The 17,924-nt window shown below is 45.6% G+C and carries 23 protein-coding genes and 2 pseudogenes; 6 read left to right on the top strand and 19 right to left on the bottom strand.

What is annotated here, in order from left to right; genetic code table 11:
* Positions 1-92 precede the first annotated feature (92 nt).
* The 14 genes and pseudogenes from OCV63_RS16620 to OCV63_RS16685 form a co-directional block, all read right to left on the bottom strand.
* On the bottom strand, positions 93-269 hold the full coding sequence (locus OCV63_RS16620; protein WP_262670845.1) for a hypothetical protein: 177 nt from the start codon (positions 267-269) through the stop codon (positions 93-95).
* A gap of 52 nt (positions 270-321) precedes the next feature.
* Positions 322-1,473, bottom strand: a complete 1,152-nt coding sequence (locus OCV63_RS16625) for an IS91 family transposase (protein ID WP_158365339.1) — start codon at positions 1,471-1,473, stop codon at positions 322-324.
* Positions 1,474-1,518: 45 nt separating this feature from the next.
* On the bottom strand, positions 1,519-3,636 hold the full coding sequence (locus OCV63_RS16630) for a restriction endonuclease (RefSeq protein WP_158365340.1): 2,118 nt from the start codon (positions 3,634-3,636) through the stop codon (positions 1,519-1,521).
* A 26-nt stretch (positions 3,637-3,662) separates the two neighbouring features.
* Positions 3,663-3,965: a hypothetical protein gene (locus OCV63_RS16635; protein WP_262670938.1), complete on the bottom strand. Its 303-nt coding sequence runs from the start codon at positions 3,963-3,965 to the stop codon at positions 3,663-3,665.
* Positions 3,966-4,712: 747 nt separating this feature from the next.
* Positions 4,713-4,997: a nucleotidyltransferase family protein gene (locus tag OCV63_RS16640; protein ID WP_262670939.1), complete on the bottom strand. Its 285-nt coding sequence runs from the start codon at positions 4,995-4,997 to the stop codon at positions 4,713-4,715.
* On the bottom strand, positions 4,994-6,688 hold the full coding sequence (locus OCV63_RS16645) for an FAD-dependent oxidoreductase (RefSeq protein ID WP_158365342.1): 1,695 nt from the start codon (positions 6,686-6,688) through the stop codon (positions 4,994-4,996). Before OCV63_RS16645 ends, OCV63_RS16640 begins: the two co-directional genes overlap by 4 nt.
* Positions 6,685-7,005, bottom strand: coding sequence for a thioredoxin (gene trxA / locus OCV63_RS16650; protein ID WP_158365343.1), 321 nt, complete (start codon positions 7,003-7,005; stop codon positions 6,685-6,687). Before trxA ends, OCV63_RS16645 begins: the two co-directional genes overlap by 4 nt.
* 28 nt (positions 7,006-7,033) lie before the next feature.
* Positions 7,034-7,285: pseudogene (locus tag OCV63_RS17715) on the bottom strand (4Fe-4S binding protein); the annotation flags it as partial.
* A complete protein-coding gene (locus tag OCV63_RS16660; RefSeq protein ID WP_262670946.1) occupies positions 7,254-7,382 on the bottom strand; it encodes a 4Fe-4S binding protein in 129 nt (42 codons plus the stop codon). The gene OCV63_RS16660 and the pseudogene OCV63_RS17715, both read right to left, overlap by 32 nt.
* A gap of 12 nt (positions 7,383-7,394) precedes the next feature.
* Positions 7,395-7,640 (bottom strand): ferredoxin-thioredoxin reductase catalytic domain-containing protein, encoded by a 246-nt coding sequence (locus tag OCV63_RS16665; RefSeq protein WP_158365344.1) that lies wholly within the window; start codon positions 7,638-7,640, stop codon positions 7,395-7,397.
* Positions 7,641-7,770: 130 nt separating this feature from the next.
* Positions 7,771-8,313, bottom strand: a complete 543-nt coding sequence (rbr, locus tag OCV63_RS16670) for a rubrerythrin (protein WP_158365345.1) — start codon at positions 8,311-8,313, stop codon at positions 7,771-7,773.
* A gap of 79 nt (positions 8,314-8,392) precedes the next feature.
* A complete protein-coding gene (locus OCV63_RS16675; protein WP_317246119.1) occupies positions 8,393-9,100 on the bottom strand; it encodes a Crp/Fnr family transcriptional regulator in 708 nt (235 codons plus the stop codon).
* Positions 9,051-9,200: a NifB/NifX family molybdenum-iron cluster-binding protein gene (locus OCV63_RS16680; protein ID WP_262670940.1), complete on the bottom strand. Its 150-nt coding sequence runs from the start codon at positions 9,198-9,200 to the stop codon at positions 9,051-9,053. The genes OCV63_RS16675 and OCV63_RS16680 overlap by 50 nt, the downstream gene beginning before the upstream one ends.
* Positions 9,197-9,577 carry a DUF134 domain-containing protein gene (locus OCV63_RS16685; protein WP_262670941.1) on the bottom strand — a complete coding sequence of 127 codons (381 nt, stop codon included), beginning with the start codon at positions 9,575-9,577 and terminating at the stop codon, positions 9,197-9,199. Before OCV63_RS16685 ends, OCV63_RS16680 begins: the two co-directional genes overlap by 4 nt.
* A gap of 175 nt (positions 9,578-9,752) precedes the next feature.
* Between OCV63_RS16685 and OCV63_RS16690 the strand changes: the two genes are divergently transcribed.
* Entirely contained in the window at positions 9,753-10,277 is a 525-nt protein-coding gene (locus OCV63_RS16690; RefSeq protein ID WP_262670942.1) for a hypothetical protein, read from the top strand.
* Positions 10,278-10,488: 211 nt separating this feature from the next.
* On the opposite strand, the gene OCV63_RS16695 is transcribed toward OCV63_RS16690, so the two are convergent.
* The gene (locus tag OCV63_RS16695; RefSeq protein WP_158365348.1) at positions 10,489-11,391 is read right to left on the bottom strand and encodes an AraC family transcriptional regulator; all 903 of its coding nucleotides are present in this window, start codon (positions 11,389-11,391) and stop codon (positions 10,489-10,491) included.
* Positions 11,392-11,509: 118 nt separating this feature from the next.
* Here OCV63_RS16695 and OCV63_RS16700 point away from each other — a divergent pair, with 118 nt between their 5' ends.
* The gene (locus tag OCV63_RS16700) at positions 11,510-12,697 is read left to right on the top strand and encodes an MFS transporter (RefSeq protein WP_158365349.1); all 1,188 of its coding nucleotides are present in this window, start codon (positions 11,510-11,512) and stop codon (positions 12,695-12,697) included.
* A 6-nt stretch (positions 12,698-12,703) separates the two neighbouring features.
* On the opposite strand, the pseudogene OCV63_RS17720 reads toward OCV63_RS16700, so the two are convergent.
* Positions 12,704-12,809: pseudogene (locus OCV63_RS17720) on the bottom strand (relaxase/mobilization nuclease domain-containing protein); the annotation flags it as partial.
* 152 nt (positions 12,810-12,961) lie between these two features.
* Positions 12,962-13,552 (bottom strand): TetR/AcrR family transcriptional regulator, encoded by a 591-nt coding sequence (locus OCV63_RS16710; protein ID WP_262670943.1) that lies wholly within the window; start codon positions 13,550-13,552, stop codon positions 12,962-12,964.
* 157 nt (positions 13,553-13,709) lie between these two features.
* Between OCV63_RS16710 and OCV63_RS16715 the strand changes: the two genes are divergently transcribed.
* The 3 genes from OCV63_RS16715 to OCV63_RS16725 are packed head-to-tail and all read left to right on the top strand — an operon-like array spanning position 13,710 to position 16,181.
* Positions 13,710-14,567: an SIR2 family NAD-dependent protein deacylase gene (locus OCV63_RS16715; protein ID WP_158365351.1), complete on the top strand. Its 858-nt coding sequence runs from the start codon at positions 13,710-13,712 to the stop codon at positions 14,565-14,567.
* A 2-nt stretch (positions 14,568-14,569) separates the two neighbouring features.
* On the top strand, positions 14,570-15,529 hold the full coding sequence (locus tag OCV63_RS16720; protein WP_262670944.1) for an SIR2 family NAD-dependent protein deacylase: 960 nt from the start codon (positions 14,570-14,572) through the stop codon (positions 15,527-15,529).
* 55 nt (positions 15,530-15,584) lie between these two features.
* Complete coding sequence (locus tag OCV63_RS16725) at positions 15,585-16,181, top strand: DUF3786 domain-containing protein (RefSeq protein WP_262670945.1); 597 nt, start codon at positions 15,585-15,587, stop codon at positions 16,179-16,181.
* Positions 16,182-16,615: 434 nt separating this feature from the next.
* Here the strand turns inward: OCV63_RS16725 and OCV63_RS16730 are convergent, their stop codons facing one another.
* Positions 16,616-16,867: an ABC transporter permease subunit gene (locus tag OCV63_RS16730; RefSeq protein ID WP_158365354.1), complete on the bottom strand. Its 252-nt coding sequence runs from the start codon at positions 16,865-16,867 to the stop codon at positions 16,616-16,618.
* 103 nt (positions 16,868-16,970) lie between these two features.
* Between OCV63_RS16730 and OCV63_RS16735 the strand changes: the two genes are divergently transcribed.
* Positions 16,971-17,204 carry a nitroreductase family protein gene (locus OCV63_RS16735; protein ID WP_331485580.1) on the top strand — a complete coding sequence of 78 codons (234 nt, stop codon included), beginning with the start codon at positions 16,971-16,973 and terminating at the stop codon, positions 17,202-17,204.
* 14 nt (positions 17,205-17,218) lie between these two features.
* On the opposite strand, the gene OCV63_RS16740 is transcribed toward OCV63_RS16735, so the two are convergent.
* Positions 17,219-17,551 (bottom strand): helix-turn-helix domain-containing protein, encoded by a 333-nt coding sequence (locus tag OCV63_RS16740; protein WP_158365355.1) that lies wholly within the window; start codon positions 17,549-17,551, stop codon positions 17,219-17,221.
* Positions 17,552-17,924 lie beyond the last annotated feature (373 nt).

Genomic DNA, 17,924 nt, shown 5'->3' on the forward strand with positions numbered 1-17,924 from the left:
TTTTTTACTTTATAGGAAAGACCGCCTCCGGCGCTCTCTTGAACGAAAAAGGCCCGCGCGGAGGCGGGCATGAAAACGGGACGGTTGTGAAATTAGAAGATATAAAAACCTTCTGTTCCCCAATCGTCATCATCGTCATCGAATTCATGTAAGAAATAATCCATATCCAGAAGGTCACTCTCGCTCATCTGGCGAATGTCCCTGGGTGTCATTCCTTCCGGTGGATTTTTGATGTATTTATTGCGCAGCTCCTCGATATCAGATTTCATGGCGGCATCCTCCTTTAAGAGGATTGTAGCATAGAAGTATGGAAAAGAGAAGCTATCCATAGCCTCTTTTCCTACGAGCTTTGGACATGGCTTTCTCGTACATTTCTTCGAGGGAGACGCGCTTATGGTTGTAGTAAAGTTCAAGGACGGACATAGTAGAGCCGCAGTCAGGACATTTTAAAGGGTCATATCCAAATGAAAGAGAGATAGCCTGACGCCAGCGGTTAAAACTACGATAAATGTGATGTTTTTCGCGAGAAATAGCACGATAAAGTTTTTTATCAATCTCACGGTGCCTGGCATAAAGACCACCATAGCGGATCATTTTGAAATGTTTTTCCGGTATATGTTGAATCAACCGTTCAATAAAGGTAATGGCGGGAACGGTTTCGACGATATATTTATTATCTTCATGACGGTTGTAGTGAAAGGTAACCGAATCACCGTCATAAGAATCAATGCGGGAAGTGGCGATAACAGGTCTGCCAAGGTAACGACCGATGTAATTAAGAACGGTTTTGGAATCGCAACTGTTGGGCTTGGCATAAACATAGAAACCATTGGGATGATCTTCATAACATTTGGCCTTTACTTTTTTGAATGAGTTTCCAAGCTTATGTTGCATCTCGTTGAGTAGAGCGGTACGAAAAGAATTTCGGAGAAAAGTATAGTTGAAATGAGAAATATGCCGCCACTGCCCCAAATCGCTGTAACCACCTTCGGAAATGAGACAGTGAATGTGAGGATTCCATTTGAGATCCCTGCCAAAAGTATGAAGAACCATGATGAATCCAGGGACAAAGTTTTGAGACTTGTTAAGCTTGGAAAACATACGCAAAACAACACTGGAAACAGCATGAAAAAGACAATGAAGTAAGGAGCGATCTTCTAAGAAGAAAGGGCGAAGATTTTCATCAATGGTAAAAACACAATGACGGTGAGTAACGTGAATGAGTTTAAAAGCCATGGAAGTAGTACGTTCCATAGAGTACTTATTGCCACAGGTAGGGCAAAAACGGCTGTGACAGCGGAAAGGGACAAACTTGAGATTGCCGCAATGCTTACAGCCATACATGGCACCGCCGAAGGCGGGGTCACCACAAAGGATCATTTTGTCCACGTTTTCAATAATGGAATCACGTGGATGCAATGTATAAAGCATTTCTTCATAATGGTCTGTAAAAATTTCTTGAAGGATGTTCATAAGACTATTATGCAGGAAAAAGCAAGAAAAAGAAACCCCCACCCCTCAAGAATGAGGGGCAGGGGAGTTGAATAGGCGAAGCCTATTTTTTATTTCCACATATACAGTATGCTTCTTAAAAATAGCTTGGAGAGTGGAAATAAGCGCCTCTTTAGAGTCCGGAATTATATGTATGGTATTTGAATTTCTTTGTGCAACACCAAACATAACTGCGTCAATCATTATATTATCGATTGTAGCCGTACTTACAGATAATTCTTTTCCCAATTCCGAAGATGCCAAATCTCCTTTGTCTATTAGGCACGCAAATGCTCGCATATCTGTTCTAAATTGCTGCTGAGGGATATAATCCAGCATAAGTTCTGGAACAGTCTTATTTAAAACATAATCTCGGAAAATATCCCAGTACAATGTCAACTTTGATGCACGTCGGATTACAATTCTTCCGTTTATCAGAGTTTGCACCATATCGCTACCATATGTTTCTGTAATTGAAAAATAATCTGCCGGCGAAGATTTAGCAATTTCTATTACGCAAGCGTGCTGGTCTGGCGTTAGTTCAGAAATATCTCTTTCAAATAAGTCTACTATATTAAGCCTTTGACCAATAACATAGTCCTGGCTATTTCCGTCGTGTATCAACTTGAAAACATGAATGCACAACTTTTTTAACAACCAAGGGTATCCTTGACATTGTTTGGTCAAGTAATTGTTTAAAATCGGATTAACAGGCTCTTGCAAATGCCTACCAAAAAGCTTAATAGCGCTTTTAATTTCTGTCGCCTTAAATTGCGACAATTCAAATTCTTTACGCCTATCTGCTAAATTCGACCACATATAGTATGCCGGATGATCAGCAGGAATCGTTAAATCTGTTTTCCATGCAAATCCTAAAACTAGTGGACCTTGTAGCGCATCTATCTCATTGCAAAGGACACGCACATTATCAAAGAGTGGATACAACCCCTTTTGAGAGAACAGCTCTTCAAATTGATCAAATACAATTACTATAGTTTTACCTTGTTGTTTTAAATATTCTAATGTCTTTTGAATTGAACTATCATTTAGGTACTGACTTACAGTAGTTGAATTGATGTCCCTCGTTGTAACATCTGTAAATCCTTGTGAATCAGCTTCAGAAAAGCAAGATCTAATTGCCATCTCTGCATATCGCGCTGACATAGCGGTACGAACATCTACCGCATACACAAAAAATTTTTTGGAATACTTTCGGCTTGTTGTCACCTGAGAAGCCAACTTCAATACAACAGAACTTTTTCCCATACCAGATGGTGCCTTTATGGAAAACAACCTCGTTCTTGAATTTCCATTGTTAACACTTTCTAAAAAATCTAGTATATCCGATAAGATCTTCTTCCTACCGACAAAATCCTCTGGTCTAGCTGGGCGATAATCGCTCCAATCATCACCACTTATTACCGGAACAATATTCCTATATTCTTCGGCAAGCAGTTCTGTTTGCTTAGAGTCGATACTTTCGCTCCCTAGCCACTGAAAACTACTAAAACTATTTCTATGGGCCTTCAGATTGTTAAGCTGCTCGGTTGATGTTACTCTTTGGCCATGAACAGCATCAAATGCAAGAACTGTTGAAGAAATTTCCAGAGCAGGATCAACAATCGGAATAATCCAGAACATACCGGAGGATGTGCACATTAACATTGCATCATCTCCAGGTACAAATTTACTTGAAATTAACCCAAGAATCTTGTCCAATGGCTGAATTTGCCTAGATCCAACTAATAAATCTAGAATTCTGTCCTGTGTATAAAAAGACAGTTTTCCTCTTTCGCTATTTGATTCTTGCTCCCATTCAATTCGTGTGCCTTCTGCATCCTTAGACAGGGGCCCTGTCGTAACGAGCCAACAAGCATCAGCTTTGCGCAGCATTATGTTTCCTAACAATTTAGTGATGACATCCGCTGGTAAAGCATTCTCATGAGCCTTACACTCAACAAGAATCACTTGATTTGTGATTTTGTGTTTTGCATATACATCTATTTCCATCCCGGTTACACGCACTGTTTGGGTAACTTCAAACTGCTGAACCGTCAATATTTGCGCCACCAACCGCTCTAAAATACCGCCTTTAACAGTTGTAGATTCATCTTCCTTTGTACAAATTTCGATTCTAGTGTTCATGTGTTCCTCCAAATATATCTGGAAAATTATAATCCATTCACGATCTCCATAAACCGCTCCAGGGAATACGCTCCCGGATAGTCCGGCTGCTTGGTCTCAAACACCATGTAATACTTGTACTGTTTTCCGGCCAGCTTCGCCCACTGGTCGCCGATTTTGGCTTTTTCCTTAGATTCATCGTTGTCCAGGTGGTCGCCCTTGGTCTCTACCATCAAAATCTTCCCACTGTGGAGCATCACGATGATGTGGCCATATGGGCACATCCGGTCAGAAAATTCGACGCTTTTATTATACCAGATACAGGAATTCAGAACAACAGATTTTCGCATCTCAATACGAAAATATCCAACTCAAATTTATCAGTCAGCAAGGCTTTCCGTTCACCTTTTCCCAGCCGCTGCTGACCAAAACAGGCCCAGAGATTTACCCGCTATTTGGGCAAAACTCTGGGCCTGTTTTACCTGTTCCGGGCAGGAGCGTATCTATCGTGTGGGAGCAGGATGGATCGCCACTGCATGGACAGGTGGGGCGTCCAGAGGGGCAAAGCCCCTTTGGCTCTGGGTTTCCAATAGGGGCGAGCAGCATCCCTGTTGGCATAGGGTATCCAAAGGAAAACAGAGTTGCCCTTGGCAGGGGTATCCAAAGGGGACGGAGTTCCACTTGGCACACGATTTTGCTTGCAAAGTATAGTGTGTTATACCTTTTGCGACCGCTGATGCTGGAAAGGGGGTTGTCCCACGCCAGACAGATCGTTTTCAGTGGCAGCAGAACAGGCGGATTTTGTGGGCTGTAAGTTACAAAAGACAAGGAATTTGCCATAAGCAAAATCCGGCTGTTCGGGTGTAGTTGGCGCAGGATATCTTGTAGCTGTGCGAAAAGATTTTCTGTGCCAACGGGGGGCGCAAGAGGTATATAAAAACCCGCCGTAGCGACACGCTTAATTTTCCCCATCCAAGGGGAGCTCAAGAACTTGCTCGGCAAGCTGCTGGAACAGTTCTGAAGTATTCTCGTCCATTGTGATCATCGTTCCTATGTGAGCCCTTTGTGGCTTGCTTTGAAAATGGATAATTTAAATCTTATAACTTTGGAAAATCCAGAGGAAGTCCGCGCTTCTGCATCTTATTCATAATGCTGGACGGCGACTTCAAGCGGCTTTTCATACTTTCTATCGGATTGCGGTCATGCTGCAATGAAAATTCCTCATTCAAAATTTCCAACCGGCTTTCAAGTGCTTTCAGTGCGCAGCGGTATTGCAGCATGACTTCCTGATACATGTGATTTTTACTTAAAAGGCGCTGGCATTGCAGATCATCCAAGCCTTTATCTGTCGCAATCGTCAAACCCAATAAATTTTCACTCATAGCTTCTTCATTCCGCAGGGATAGACGCTCTGCGCTGTCTGCTGCTCTTGAGTTACGACCTGATAAAAACTGTATCCGCCGGAGAGATGGGCACAGCTGAAACCATACTGCGTCAAAAGCCGGCAAGCCAGATAACTGCGAAGTCCTGTCTGGCAATTCACATAGACAGGCTTGTCCCGCTCTAACTCGTCCAAATGCTCCCGCAGTTCGTCCAGTGGAATATTGCGGAATCCATTCAAGTGCCCACGCCGATATTCGCCTTCCGTACGGACATCCAGTAGCGTCGCACTGCCATCGCAAGGCAAGTCCTCAACATCATTCCAATGGAACTGCCGCACTTTCCCGCTCTCCAAATCCTCGATCATAAAGCCTGCCATATTTACCGGATCCTTGGCGGAGGAATAGGGCGGTGCATAGGAAAGATCAAGTTCGGTCAGTTCCGGTGCTGTCATTTTGGCACGAATGGCCGTTGCCAGTACATCAATACGCTTGTCCACGCCGTCGCCGCCAACGATCTGCGCACCCAGCAGTCGCAGGCTTTCTTTTTCATACAGTACCTTCATTGCCATAGACTGTGCGCCGGGATAATAGGTAGCGTGGGATGCCGGGAAAAGTACGACTTTGTCGTAAGTGATCCCTGCTGCCTGCGCTGCCTTTTCATTGATTCCCGTAGAGGCCGCTGTCAAGCCAAACAGCTTCAGAACAGACGAGCCCTGAGAGCCGTGAAAGCGGCTGTTTCCGCCGCAGATATTGTCAGCGGCAATGCGTCCCTGCTTGTTGGCGGGCCCCGCAAGCGAGATCAACGCTTTCTGGCCGGTCACGAAATGGGTGACCTCTACGGCATCGCCTACAGCGTAGATGTCCGGCGCGGAGGTTTCCATCCGCTCGTTGACAGCGATGCTGTCCCGGATGCCCAGTTCCAGCCCGGCCTCTTTTGCCAAATGCGTATCCGGGGTAACACCGATGGCCAACAGCACCATATCCGAATGCAGTGGTTCACTTTCTTCCAACAGGGTCAGCACGGAATCTCCGTCCTGTCGGAATCCGGTGACGGTTTCACCCAACCGCAGAGCCACGCCGTGTCTGCGCATTTCCGCATGGACAAAGCTCGCCATATCCGCATCCAGTGGTGCTAATAGCTGCTTCGGACGCTGAACGATGGTAACCGAAACGCCCATCTCCACAAGGTTTTCCGCCATTTCCAGACCGATAAAGCCGCCGCCAGCCAAAATAGCAGTTTTCGGCTTCTGCTCCTCTACAAAGCGCCTAATGCGGAGGGTGTCCTCCACGGTGCGTAGCGTGAAAACACGCTCACTGCTGACGCCGGAAAGCGCAGGAACCGTCGGCTTTGCGCCGGGGGCAAGAAGCAGTTTGTCATAGGTTTCCGTATAGATCTTTCCGCTGTCCAGTGCACGGACGGTGACGGTTTTCTCTGCAGAATTGATTGCAGTTACTTCCTGCCGTATTCGTACATCAATGCGAAAGCGATCCCAAAAGCTCTCCGGAGTTTGCAGCGTCAGTTCTTCTTGCTCTTTGATCACACCACCCACATAATACGGCAGGCCGCAGTTGGCATAGGACACATAGCCGCTGCGCTCGATCATGATGATCTGCGCGTGTTCATCCAAACGGCGGATGCGGGCAGCGGCAGAAGCACCTCCCGCCACACCGCCTACGATCACAACTTTCATCTTGCACCCTCCACCATTGCGTCAATCTCCGACTTAGGCCGATAGCCGACCGATTTCGCAACGGCCTTTCCATCCTTGAATACGACCAGCATCGGGATGCTGGATACCTGAAAACGCATCGCCAGCTCCATTTGCTCCTCCACATTGACCTTGCCCACCTTGAGCGTACCGCTTTTTTCTTCGGCAAGCTCATGCAGTATGGGAGAGAGCATTTTGCACGGTCCGCACCAGTCCGCGTAGAAATCCAGCAAAACGGGTTTGTCGGAATTCAGTACTTCATTTTCAAAATTCGCAGCAGTAATTTTCAGTTCAGCCATGAGAATGACTCCTTTCTATTATCCTTGATTATTCTTTGTTTTTCAGTTTGCAAATGCCCTGCGTCATGGTTCCCATCGGACAAAACGCACACCATGTGCGGGGCTTGTAGAGCACCATAACGATCAAGCCCAGCGGCAGAGAGGTCAGCATGAGGCTATAAAAGCCGAAGCTGAACTGCGCCACCCAATCAGCGACTGTACCGGCTGTGTAAGTCCAGCCCCACGGCACACGGAATGTCCAGAACAGCTTAATAGCCTCCCGCAGGGACGCAGCACCCGCGGCGCACCTTGACGACCCCCAGTGGACAGGTATTTTCACACACGCCGCAGGCGACGCACTGCGTCTTATCTACGGCAGCCAGTTTCTTTGACAGCATAGCGTTCCTCCCTTAATCCTGCAAGGATTTGTAATAGAGCATACAGTGGCAGAATCCCTCGAAGCCCGGATCTGCAAGTTGATCCTTAAACTCCTGGCACATACATTTGATCGCCTCTGTGCGCTCCCTGCGGCAGGGACAGTATCCGCCGGTGCGCTTGAGTCCTTCCCGGATGGTATTGACAATCTCCTGATCGGGATTGAGCTTGATTTTCATGTTCGCCATCTCTTTCTTGTTTATTGATTGTGGCTTTATCATACCGTAGGACAAAGCATTTTTCTGTGACGAGGTCACATTGATAAAAAAATCCAGTGCTCAAAAAAGCACCGGATTTTTAAAAGATGAATCACGCTTTCCACAGACTATGGAGGTTTCTCTTTTTCTTTCTTTAATAATTTTCCGCGTGGATCTCAAAATAGCTCTGGGGATGGTTGCAGGTCGGGCAGACCTCCGGTGCTTTCTCACCAATCACGATATGCCCGCAGTTGCGGCACTCCCACACCTTGACCTCGCTCTTGGCAAAGACTTCCGCCATTTCCACATTGTGTAGCAGGGCACGGTAGCGCTCCTCATGGTGCTTTTCAATGGCGGCGACTAGGCGGAAGCGCTGTGCCAGTTCATGAAAGCCTTCCTCATCGGCAGTTTTGGCAAAGCCGTCGTACATATCCGTCCACTCGTAGTTCTCACCCTCAGCGGCGGAGAGAAGGTTTTCGGCGGTGTCTCCAATGCCGTTCAGTTCTTTGAACCACAGTTTGGCGTGTTCCTTCTCATTATCAGCGGTTTTGAAGAACAGCGCCGCGATCTGCTCGTAGCCTTCCTTCTTGGCCTTGGATGCAAAATAGGTGTACTTGTTGCGTGCCTCGGACTCACCGGCAAAGGCAGCCATCAGATTTTTCTCTGTTTGAGTACCTGTGTATTTCGTTTCTTTCATGGTGGATACTCCTTCCTGTTTTTCTGCTTTTATTGCAGCAAATCTATGATTTTCTTCTGTGACAAGGTCACATTTCTTTTTATTTTAGACAATTTAGTCCGTTCTTATTCCGCAGCGTGATTGCACCACGCTTCAGCTCCACCAGTCCGTCCTCTGAGAAGCTTTTGAGCATCCGTGCCACTGCCTCCCGCGCCGAGCTGATGTGCTGGGCGATCTGCTCATGGGTCATGCGTATCGTATCAGAGCCGGTACGCTCCGCTTCGGCAATGAGAAATTCTGCCAGCCGCCGATCCAATCCCTTGAACATGATCTGCTGCATCGCCCACATCACATCAGAAAACCGTTTCGTTGCCAGCTCATAGAGATAGCAGCGGACATATAGATTTTTTTCCTTGAGCGCAGCAATGATATTTGCAGGGATAATCAGAACCTCCGTATCCGGTCCGGCGGTCATCTGCGTATCAAAGGTGATCTGACTGATCACGCAGGAGGCAGAAAGCACGCATAGTTCGCCCGGATACAGCCGGAACAGCGTTACCTCCCGTCCCTCCTCGGAGAGAAGATAGGTGCGGATCTCGCCGGAAAGAATAAACAGCATTCCGAGACATTCATTGTCGCTGCTGTGAACGAATGTACCTTTTTCATAATGACGGACAAAGGCACTTCGGCGTAGTGTTTCTTGCTCCTGTTCGGTCAAGGATGGCCAGAACGGAAGTTGTGTCAGTGTGCGTTCCATATCAATGGCAGCTATGCTTACCGCTGCCGTTGGTGTCAACGACTTCCGCATGGATGACTTTGCCGTCCGCAGCTTCATAAAGCTTGAACTGTTCGGTGTGGCCGAAATGCTGAAAAATTTGACCGTTTTCATAGGTAACTGCAATTTTCATAATGGAATCTCCTTTGCATTTTTGTTGAATTTTTCTGTGTTGGCTCGCTGTATCCGGCAGCAACGGCCGCAGTGGGTTGCCTCCTGTCCTCCACAGATGCGGTAGTTTCCCCCGGTGATGTGCAGCGGTTTCCCGTGAACAAGACACGCTGCGATCTTGCGCCGTGCGACTTCGTAAATCTCCTGTACGGTAGAGCGTGAAATGTCCATTTGCGCGGCACACTGTTCATGGGTTTGCTGCTCCAAGTCAACCAGACGAATGACCTCGTATTCGTCCAGCGTCAGCAGGATCGGCTCGGTATTCTCGCACCCATTGGGGCAGAAGGTATCAACTTGTGGTGCGCCACAAATCCGACGGCACCGTGGCGGTCTTGGCATGGACGCTTTCCTCCTTTGTTTCCGGTATATACCGATTATAACACCTTACGCAGAAAAATCAATACAGATTTTTGATTCAGGATTACGGAATCGAGTACACGTTCCATACGGGCGAAAATATCATTGAATTTACGCCTGACAATACCGGCACGGTTCGTTATAGCTGCTGATGGGTATGATTCGCGGCAACATTTTTGTTACGGATGGAACCAAGGGTGATGTTGCGGCTTCCAGTGGTGAAGTCAGTGTCCCAACCCCTGCCGAATATAAGATCCCCACAGAAGCATTAGCGATTGCATTACTCACTACGGACGAATCTGGGAACGAGATTCAAGAGGTCGGTATCGAACTGACGGACAATGGATTCTCCCCGGCAGTCATTGTGGTACAGCGTGATTTGCCAGTGTACTGGAATATTGAAAACAACCTCACAGATGCAGAAAACGGAACAAATTTGTTGGCTCCTTACTATTCCACGCAGCTAACTTTAGGTGCCGGAGATAATCTACTCAGTTTGTATCCATCAGAAAGTTTTGATGTATCGACCGGCGACAACCGTTTTTACTGCTATGTCAAAGTGGTAGAGGATCTGTCCGTTGTGGATGAATCCACTGTCCGAGAGGAAGTGGATGCTTATGAGCCTCTCATCTATCCATCGGAGGTTTTTGAGAGTCCTGGAATGTCATGCTGCGGTCAATGATCTCCCGGTAGATTTAATAAAGTAAGTTCATTCCCACAGCCGATGTGCTGAGTACCGTGGGAATTCCAGCATTGAACAGTGCGACGATGCTGTCCTTTCGCTCAATCAACTGATTCAAGATAGTTAAACCGCTGCAATTTTCGTCTCCGTATAGGATGGAAGTTGCAGCGGTTTTGTTTTTTGGAGGCGAAGTATCCAAAGGGAAACAGATTTACAGAAAGTGCTTCTGTTTCCGGTATTCCGTTGGGGTTAATTTGTAGCGTTTTTTAAATAATCTACAAAAATAGTCAACGTTATGAAATCCTGTCTCAGAAGAAATGAGATTGACTTTTTTCTCAGTTTTTGAAAGCAACTGACCGGCCTGTTTTAAACGGTAGTTAATGAGATAGTTAATCGGTGTTATGTGTAAATATTTCCGAAACAGATTCAAAGCGGTACTCTTACTGACCATTGCCTGTTCTGCAATGTCATCCAATGAGATACTCCGTGAGTAATTTAGGTGGATAAATTGCATCATGAGCTGTAACCGGGCTTGAGAAGCGGTTGAATGCTCCTTGTGTTCTTCCTGGTATGAAATGTCTGTGTTTTTAAATATTTCCAACCAGAGATTCTGAAGGAGAGAACTGGTAAGGAGTTCTTTGGATAAAACAGAATCCTGTGCAGAAATAATTTGCCGCATGATAGATAAAACCTTTGTTTGCCAGCATACTTCTTTATGAAATACGAGAAATGGCAATGAGGAAGAAATGATCGGCAGAATATATTTCTGATAAATCAGGCTGTCGCAAGGGGCAATAAAAGAAGGCATAAATACAAAATTGGGAATGAGGGCTTTTGAGGGAGAATAAAGGCGATGGAGTACCTTTGTATTAATGAATATGCCATTTCCTTCGGTTAAATGAAATTGGTCTTCTCCAATCCACAAAGTAACGGTTCCGGATTCAATATAAATAAACTCCAATTCTGTATGCCAGTGCCATTCTATACAGTTGAAATCAAAAACTGACAGATCTTCATAATAAAACTGGAAAGGATAGAGATTGCTTCCGTGCTGAACTGTCTCCATCAAATCTTCATCTGTAATGATTTTAGTATAGATTTTATTTATATTCATAGAAACTTCCTTCTTTGAAACATGCTTTACGATATTATACAATAAAATTCGGAAATAAATCAATGAAAACAAAAACATTATGTTATATAATTCAGTAAAAAAACGAGGAGTGATGACCATGCCAAATTATCGGAAAACAAAAAGAGCCTGTTATATGGGATTTATTACACAGGCAATTGCAGCTAATTTTGCCCCATTGTTATTTTTAAAATTTCATAATGATTATCAGATTACACTTGGAAAAATCGCATTGATTTCTACCTGCTTTTTCCTTACACAGTTGTTGGTAGACCTGTTTTGTGCAAAGTTTGTGGACAAAATAGGGTATCGTATCAGTATTGTTATTTCTGAGGTATGTTCCGCAGCAGGATTGGTTGGTCTGGCTTTTTTGCCGGATCTTTTGCCGGAACCGTTTGTTGGAATTATCCTGAGTGTGATTGTATATGCAGTCGGAAGTGGTCTGATTGAAGTGCTTTGCAGTCCGATAGTGGAGGCGTGTCCATTTGATAACAAAGAGGCAACGATGAGTCTGCTTCACTCTTTTTATTGTTGGGGAGCAGTGGGAACGATTGTGATCTCCACACTGTTTTTTGCGGTGTTTGGCATGGACAGCTGGAAATGGCTGGCTGTCTTATGGGCACTTGTTCCGGCTATAAATATCTATAATTTTGCAACCTGTCCGATCGAGTATTTGGTAGATGAGGGGGAAGGAATGGGAATAAAAGAACTGTTTCGAAAACCTCTTTTCTGGCTTTCCATATGTTTAATGATTTGCTCCGGCTCGTCAGAACTGGCTATGGCACAATGGGCATCTGCTTATGCGGAGGCTGCTCTGGGGCTGTCAAAGACAGTTGGTGACCTAGCCGGTCCTTGCATGTTTGCTGTTACAATGGGGATCAGTCGTGTAATTTTCGGAAAATATGGTGATAAAATGGATCTGATGAAATTTATGATCGGATCTGGAATTTTATGTGTGATATGCTACCTGCTTGCTTCTGTATCGTCGAATCCGATATCAGGTTTGATTGGATGTATTATCTGTGGCTTTTCTGTTGGGATTATGTGGCCCGGCACAATCAGTATTTCATCAGAAAGATTTCCGGCAGGTGGAACGGCTATGTTTGCTTTGCTTGCTATGGCGGGGGACCTGGGTGGAAGCATAGGTCCGGGGATTGTTGGACGTGTTACACAAAGTGCAGGAGACAATATTCGTGCAGGTATGGGAGTTGGACTTTTGTTCCCGGTTACTTTATTAATCATGCTTTTTATTTTTGCAAGGCAAAAAAATAATAAATATAATAAATGAAATGCGATATTTGTTATGCTCGATGTTATCAGCAGTACAGAATATGATGTGATTATGAATATTTCCCTTCTAAAACCTTGTCAGCAAGTTCTTTTCCAATGCGGTGAGTTTCCTATTTTGGGTGTAATTACCCACAGAAAATTGTAGCAAAGGTGGTAGGAAAGTGTGGGGGATTTCGCCTGTGTCATGACACAGGCAGTGTTTGCATGCCGTACAGCTCGTAGAATATCATGGGGTTGTAAGGGCTGATTTGCTGACAAGAAGTTAAGGTTTTAGAATTTTTTTAATGACGTTCTGTATATGGTACCAGTCTTCATTTTTCTCCCACCCCAGAGACTTATTCACGGCAAAATTTCCATGGAGCATATAAAGGAAAATTTTTTCTGCCTCCCATTCGTTGAGACAATAATCTCTCATAATTTCTGGGATACGTTGCGGTTTTTGCATTTGATACAGCTTCCTCAGGATATGATGAGATAAGCTTTCGTCCAGAAAAAGGATTCGATATTTGGGATTGCTTGCGGCACGCTGACAGGCCGGAAGCAGGGCGTCGGGATCCGGGTTTCTTTCTTCGATATTTTTCTCGTTTTCTATGCTCTGATTGGAGACGGCAGAGGAGAACGGCTGAATGGCGTCAAGCTCTGTAAGTCGGAGGGCGTCGTCCAGCAGTTCATCTAAAACGTTGTCGATATTATTATAATGCAGGTAAAAGGTGGCTCTGGTAATCTCGGATTGCTTGCACAGGGCGGTAACAGTTATCTTTTCATAGGGTGTATTCTGGAGCAGCTCCAGAAGTGCGTCCTTGATCATACTTTTGGTCATGACGGTTCTTCGGTCTGTTTTTCTTGCTGTCAATTTGCTTTCCTCCATAAAAGTGTTATACAAAATTCGAGTATTTGTAAAGAATTGTTCCTGTCCGCAGGATATTGGATAGGACTTTGAATGCCTTTTACAGTATAATCATTTCCATACAGAGTGTCAAGAAACTAACGCATGGAAAGGAGATTACTTTATGGGCGAATATAAAGAAATTGCAGCGAAACTGAAAGAGGCAGATGCAATTTTAATCGGTGCGAGTAATGGATTTTCCATTTCAGAAGGACTTCATATTTTTGCGGACAATCAGGCTTTTGAAGAGGTTTTCGGAGATTTTAAAAGAGTCTATGGGATTCGCAATATCCTTTCGGGGCTTTTTGCCGACTGGCCATCGGAAGAAGTAAAATGGGCATTTTTGAGCAGGCTGATTCATCACTATAGTATCGGGTACACGGGCAGTCCCAATATGGAGGCATTAAAAACGCTCATCGGAGACAAGCCGTATTTCTTTGTGACCTCCAACGGAGAAAATCATTTTGAACTTGCCGGATTTTCCCCGGACTGCATCTGGGAGATTGAGGGAAGCTGGAAGGAAATGCAGTGTGAGCAGGGCTGCCATGATACCCTGTATCCCTTATTCTCTCTGATTCCGGAAATGGCGGCGTCCGAGAAGAACATGAAAATCCCATCGGAGCTTGTTCCAAGGTGCCCGAAATGCGGCGGGACTATGATTGGACATTCGCCCCAGAGGCATAGGACGGCGGCAGACAGGGAGATACAGAGGCGGTTTCAGAATTTTGTTCAGAAGTATCATGGAAAAAAGCTGGTTGTTCTGGAACTTGGAATCGGTTGGAGAAATCAACTGATCAAGGCACCGCTTATGAATCTGGTTAAAAAAGAGCCTTATGCGTCCTATATTACCATAAACAAAGGTGAGATCTATATTCCGGATGAGATTGCGGCAAAATCCTATGGTCTCGACGGAGACATGACAGAGATATTGGAACGGCTGAAAGAGGCTGCGGAAGAAAGAAACGAAGGATGGAGGAAATGAAAATGAGCATGTATGAAAATCTGGTTATGCAGACGCAGATGAATTATTCCAGATATTATGGAAGGTATGCCGCCGGAAAAACGCCGGTCAGATTAAGCGACAGAGAAGCACTGCCTTACGAAAAGCAGATTGAGAAATTGATCGAGAAAATAAAAGAAGCAGATTGCATTGTAGTTGGAGGAGCCTCTGGACTGTCCTCCGCGGGAGGCGGGGATTTTTACTATGAGGATACGCCGTCCTTTCGCCGTTATTTCGGGAAGTTTGCAGAAAAATATGGGTTTCAGGGAGCGTTTGCAGGCATGGGGTATCCATATAAGACCCGCGGGGAATTCTGGGCTTATCTGGCTACCTTCCTGCATACGACACAGACAGCACCTGTCCGGGAACCCTATCTGGATCTGGACGCCATTTTGCAGGGAAAAGATTTCTTTATTCTGACTACGAATCAGGACACACAGTTTGTCAAGATTTATCCGGAGGAGAAGGTGGCACAGATTCAGGGGGATCACCGCTTTTTCCAGTGTTCCAGACAGTGCTGCGACCGGACATGGGATGCGGTAAAGCCGGTAGAAAAAATGATAGAGGCCATGGGAGATGGTACAAGCATTCCCGAAGAGTTGATTCCGCGCTGTCCGGTCTGCGGCGAGGAAGCGTTTCCGTGGGTGCGCGGTTATGGCAACTTTCTGCAGGGAAGAAAATACGATGAACAGTATCAGAAAATTTCGAAGTATATCATGAACAACAAAGAGAAAAAGATACTCTTCCTGGAACTGGGGGTGGGGAGAATGACGCCGATGTTTATACAGGAATCTTTCTGGAATCTGACGCTGAATCTTCCGGATGCCTATTATATTGCCGTAAATGCACAATATGATTTCCTGCCAAAAGACATAGAGGAAAAGGGAATGGTCATGAAGGGAGATATTGCAAAGGTGCTGAAAGATGCTGCGGAAAGGGTGTGAAAAAATGGACCGCTTTTTTAAAGATACGCTTCCGCACAACAGGGCCTTTCGCGAGATGCTTCGTCCCGCAAAGGAACAGGTAAAACATCTGTCACCGGATAACATAGCCCAAAGAAGCGGAGCAATCTTTCACGAAAGGGATGGAGTATTGGAGTTGCAAAGTCTGAACCAAACGGTTCGGATTGCAGTTCCAGAATATACATTTTCGCCCAGGCTTGAGGAATGGCATCAACTGGTGATCCTTCATTATTTGGCTCTGGCAGACGGGACTGCGGTTTCTACTCAGGTCATTACGTTTGGAGGCTTAAAGGATGGGCTTATCAGAGGGACGAAGTTTGACCATGATATGGAAAAGGAACTTCAGAGATTTCTGAAAGGAAAAACACCGGATTGCATTCGGAAGATTTGCAAAGCCCTTGGGGCAGAATTTGCAGACAGCAATGCCGATCTGTGTGCAGTATTTCACTTTCTGCCAAACTATCCGGTCTGGCTGAAGATATGGTTTGCGGATGAAGAGTTTGAAGCGTCCGGGAAGCTCTATCTTAGCAGAAGCGCCGACCACTATCTGAGTATGGAGGATGCGGTTACAGTTGGAGAAGTTCTTTTATCAAAACTGAAAATACAGGAACAGGAGCATGTGAACCTCACGTGACTTTAGTCATGTGAGGTTCACAAACGCCTGCCTGAATGTATTGTTATGTATTCCCTTTGGTTTCTTCCTGCCCACATTATGGAAGAAATTCCGAAGTGCAAAAAGCACGTTTACGGCAGGATATGCAGAAAGCTTCCGTCCATGCACCGGGAAGCGACGACATATTCAGAATTACGGATCTGCCGTACCAGATACAGGAAAAAATATCCCGGCCCAGGGTGTCCGTACCAAACAGGAATTTCCTGTCCGGAGATTTGGAATAATTTGCCAGATCCAGAAAGGCCGGATCCTTTTGGGCGATGACGCCGGCAAAGACGCAGCCAAGCACAATCAGCAGAAGAACAAGGACGGACAGGGAAAGCCTGTTTTCTTTTTAGAAGGCGTCGCCTGCGGTTCTTCCGGGCGGATACCCACCAGGGTAAAGGGGTCTTGTGTCATGCTTTGGTCACCTCCGACAGTTCATTGATTTCGTTGGCTTTCACCCGGGGATCGCTCTGCTCATTGATGATACCGCCGATGATGTTGCAGAAAATGACGGTAATGCCGGTCATCATACAGAGAATCATCAGCATGTTGTAATCCGCGTATTTGGCAGATTCATAGGACAGGGTGCCGATACCAGGATAGGAGAATGCCGTTTCCACGATATAGATGCCGCCCAGGATATGGGGAACAGAGAGTGCCATTGTTGTTGTCTGCCACTTGGCGTATGCTTCCTTACGTTCTGCCGGGTCGTCTGTCTGACGTGCTTCTGTCAGGTACTGGTCAATCGGAAGCCGGGATTCCGGAATTGAGGACGCGGCGATTGTGGCAACCCATCTGATGCTGGGCGCGTACAACGCAGGCGTGGACAGCTGCTGGCTGAATAATTTTAACCCGGAGGAACTGAAAAGGGATCTGGGACTTCCGGAAGAGGAGGAAATTCTGATGCTGCTGGATCTGGGCTACGCGTCAGAAAATGCGAAGCCCCTGGTAAATCATTTTTCCAGAAAGGAACTGACGGAAACCGTGCAGTGGAGATAAGCTGGCTGTAAGGCTTATCTTCCGTGCTCTTCTTCATGCTCCAGAAAGCTGGAAAAGGAGAGCACCATGCGCTGGTGTTCCGGATTCAAAGAATTGAAGGACGTGAAAAGCTGACGCTGATTGGCCGTCAAGTCTGCGGACGAACGGTCGAAAAACTGTGATACCGTAATATTGCAGGCGGCGCAGATTTTCTCAATGGTTTCTACCCGTGGTTCGGTATTTTTTTCGAACATGGAAGAAAGGGTGGACAGAGAAACGCCGGACTGCTTGGACAGATGATACGTATTATAGCCGTTTCTTTTCATAAGTTCCTTGATTCTTCTGATACAGAAATTTTCGTTATACATAAAAGCCGCTCCGTACAAATGATGTCATGCATTGGAATACATCGTGATAGTTCTATTGTATATGCGGTTTGTATAGTTCGAAAGATTCAAAAACCAATGAAATACATTTAAAATACGTAGTAATAGAGAAACGAATAACAAGATAAAAGAACCTTTGCGAATTTTACTCGTTATCGCGGCATCTACGTTCCATTATGGTCGGTGCTGAACAAGCGCCATGGCGCTTAGCACCATTAAGATCTCGTGCAAGCACGGACTTAGACTCGTTGCTCGCGTAAATAAAAAAGGGGCTGTGAAAAAACATAACCTATAAAAAAGAAGGACCAAGGATTCATAATGAATCCAAGGTCCTCTTTTTGTGTTAAAATTAATC

It is taken from the genome of Laedolimicola ammoniilytica (assembly GCF_025567165.1).
In the GTDB taxonomy this organism is placed as follows: Bacteria; Bacillota; Clostridia; order Lachnospirales; family Lachnospiraceae; genus Laedolimicola; species Laedolimicola ammoniilytica.

Coding starts and splice junctions, on each gene's coding strand:
- OCV63_RS16620 (WP_262670845.1), bottom strand. CDS start 269: ATGAAATCTGATATCGAGGAGCTGCGCAATAAATACATCAAAAATCCA.
- trxA (WP_158365343.1), bottom strand. CDS start 7,005: ATGGCTGAACTGAAAATTACTGCTGCGAATTTTGAAAATGAAGTACTG.
- OCV63_RS16645 (WP_158365342.1), bottom strand. CDS start 6,688: ATGAAAGTTGTGATCGTAGGCGGTGTGGCGGGAGGTGCTTCTGCCGCT.
- OCV63_RS16625 (WP_158365339.1), bottom strand. CDS start 1,473: ATGAACATCCTTCAAGAAATTTTTACAGACCATTATGAAGAAATGCTT.
- OCV63_RS16695 (WP_158365348.1), bottom strand. CDS start 11,391: ATGAATATAAATAAAATCTATACTAAAATCATTACAGATGAAGATTTG.
- OCV63_RS16680 (WP_262670940.1), bottom strand. CDS start 9,200: ATGAAAATTGCAGTTACCTATGAAAACGGTCAAATTTTTCAGCATTTC.
- OCV63_RS16690 (WP_262670942.1), top strand. CDS start 9,753: ATGATTCGCGGCAACATTTTTGTTACGGATGGAACCAAGGGTGATGTT.
- OCV63_RS16740 (WP_158365355.1), bottom strand. CDS start 17,551: ATGTATAACGAAAATTTCTGTATCAGAAGAATCAAGGAACTTATGAAA.
- OCV63_RS16715 (WP_158365351.1), top strand. CDS start 13,710: ATGGGCGAATATAAAGAAATTGCAGCGAAACTGAAAGAGGCAGATGCA.
- OCV63_RS16630 (WP_158365340.1), bottom strand. CDS start 3,636: ATGAACACTAGAATCGAAATTTGTACAAAGGAAGATGAATCTACAACT.
- rbr (WP_158365345.1), bottom strand. CDS start 8,313: ATGAAAGAAACGAAATACACAGGTACTCAAACAGAGAAAAATCTGATG.
- OCV63_RS16685 (WP_262670941.1), bottom strand. CDS start 9,577: ATGCCAAGACCGCCACGGTGCCGTCGGATTTGTGGCGCACCACAAGTT.
- OCV63_RS16675 (WP_317246119.1), bottom strand. CDS start 9,100: ATGCGGAAGTCGTTGACACCAACGGCAGCGGTAAGCATAGCTGCCATT.
- OCV63_RS16730 (WP_158365354.1), bottom strand. CDS start 16,867: ATGGCACTCTCTGTTCCCCATATCCTGGGCGGCATCTATATCGTGGAA.
- OCV63_RS16640 (WP_262670939.1), bottom strand. CDS start 4,997: ATGAGTGAAAATTTATTGGGTTTGACGATTGCGACAGATAAAGGCTTG.
- OCV63_RS16635 (WP_262670938.1), bottom strand. CDS start 3,965: ATGCGAAAATCTGTTGTTCTGAATTCCTGTATCTGGTATAATAAAAGC.
- OCV63_RS16725 (WP_262670945.1), top strand. CDS start 15,585: ATGCTTCGTCCCGCAAAGGAACAGGTAAAACATCTGTCACCGGATAAC.
- OCV63_RS16665 (WP_158365344.1), bottom strand. CDS start 7,640: ATGATAAAGCCACAATCAATAAACAAGAAAGAGATGGCGAACATGAAA.
- OCV63_RS16700 (WP_158365349.1), top strand. CDS start 11,510: ATGCCAAATTATCGGAAAACAAAAAGAGCCTGTTATATGGGATTTATT.
- OCV63_RS16660 (WP_262670946.1), bottom strand. CDS start 7,382: ATGCTGTCAAAGAAACTGGCTGCCGTAGATAAGACGCAGTGCGTCGCC.
- OCV63_RS16720 (WP_262670944.1), top strand. CDS start 14,570: ATGAGCATGTATGAAAATCTGGTTATGCAGACGCAGATGAATTATTCC.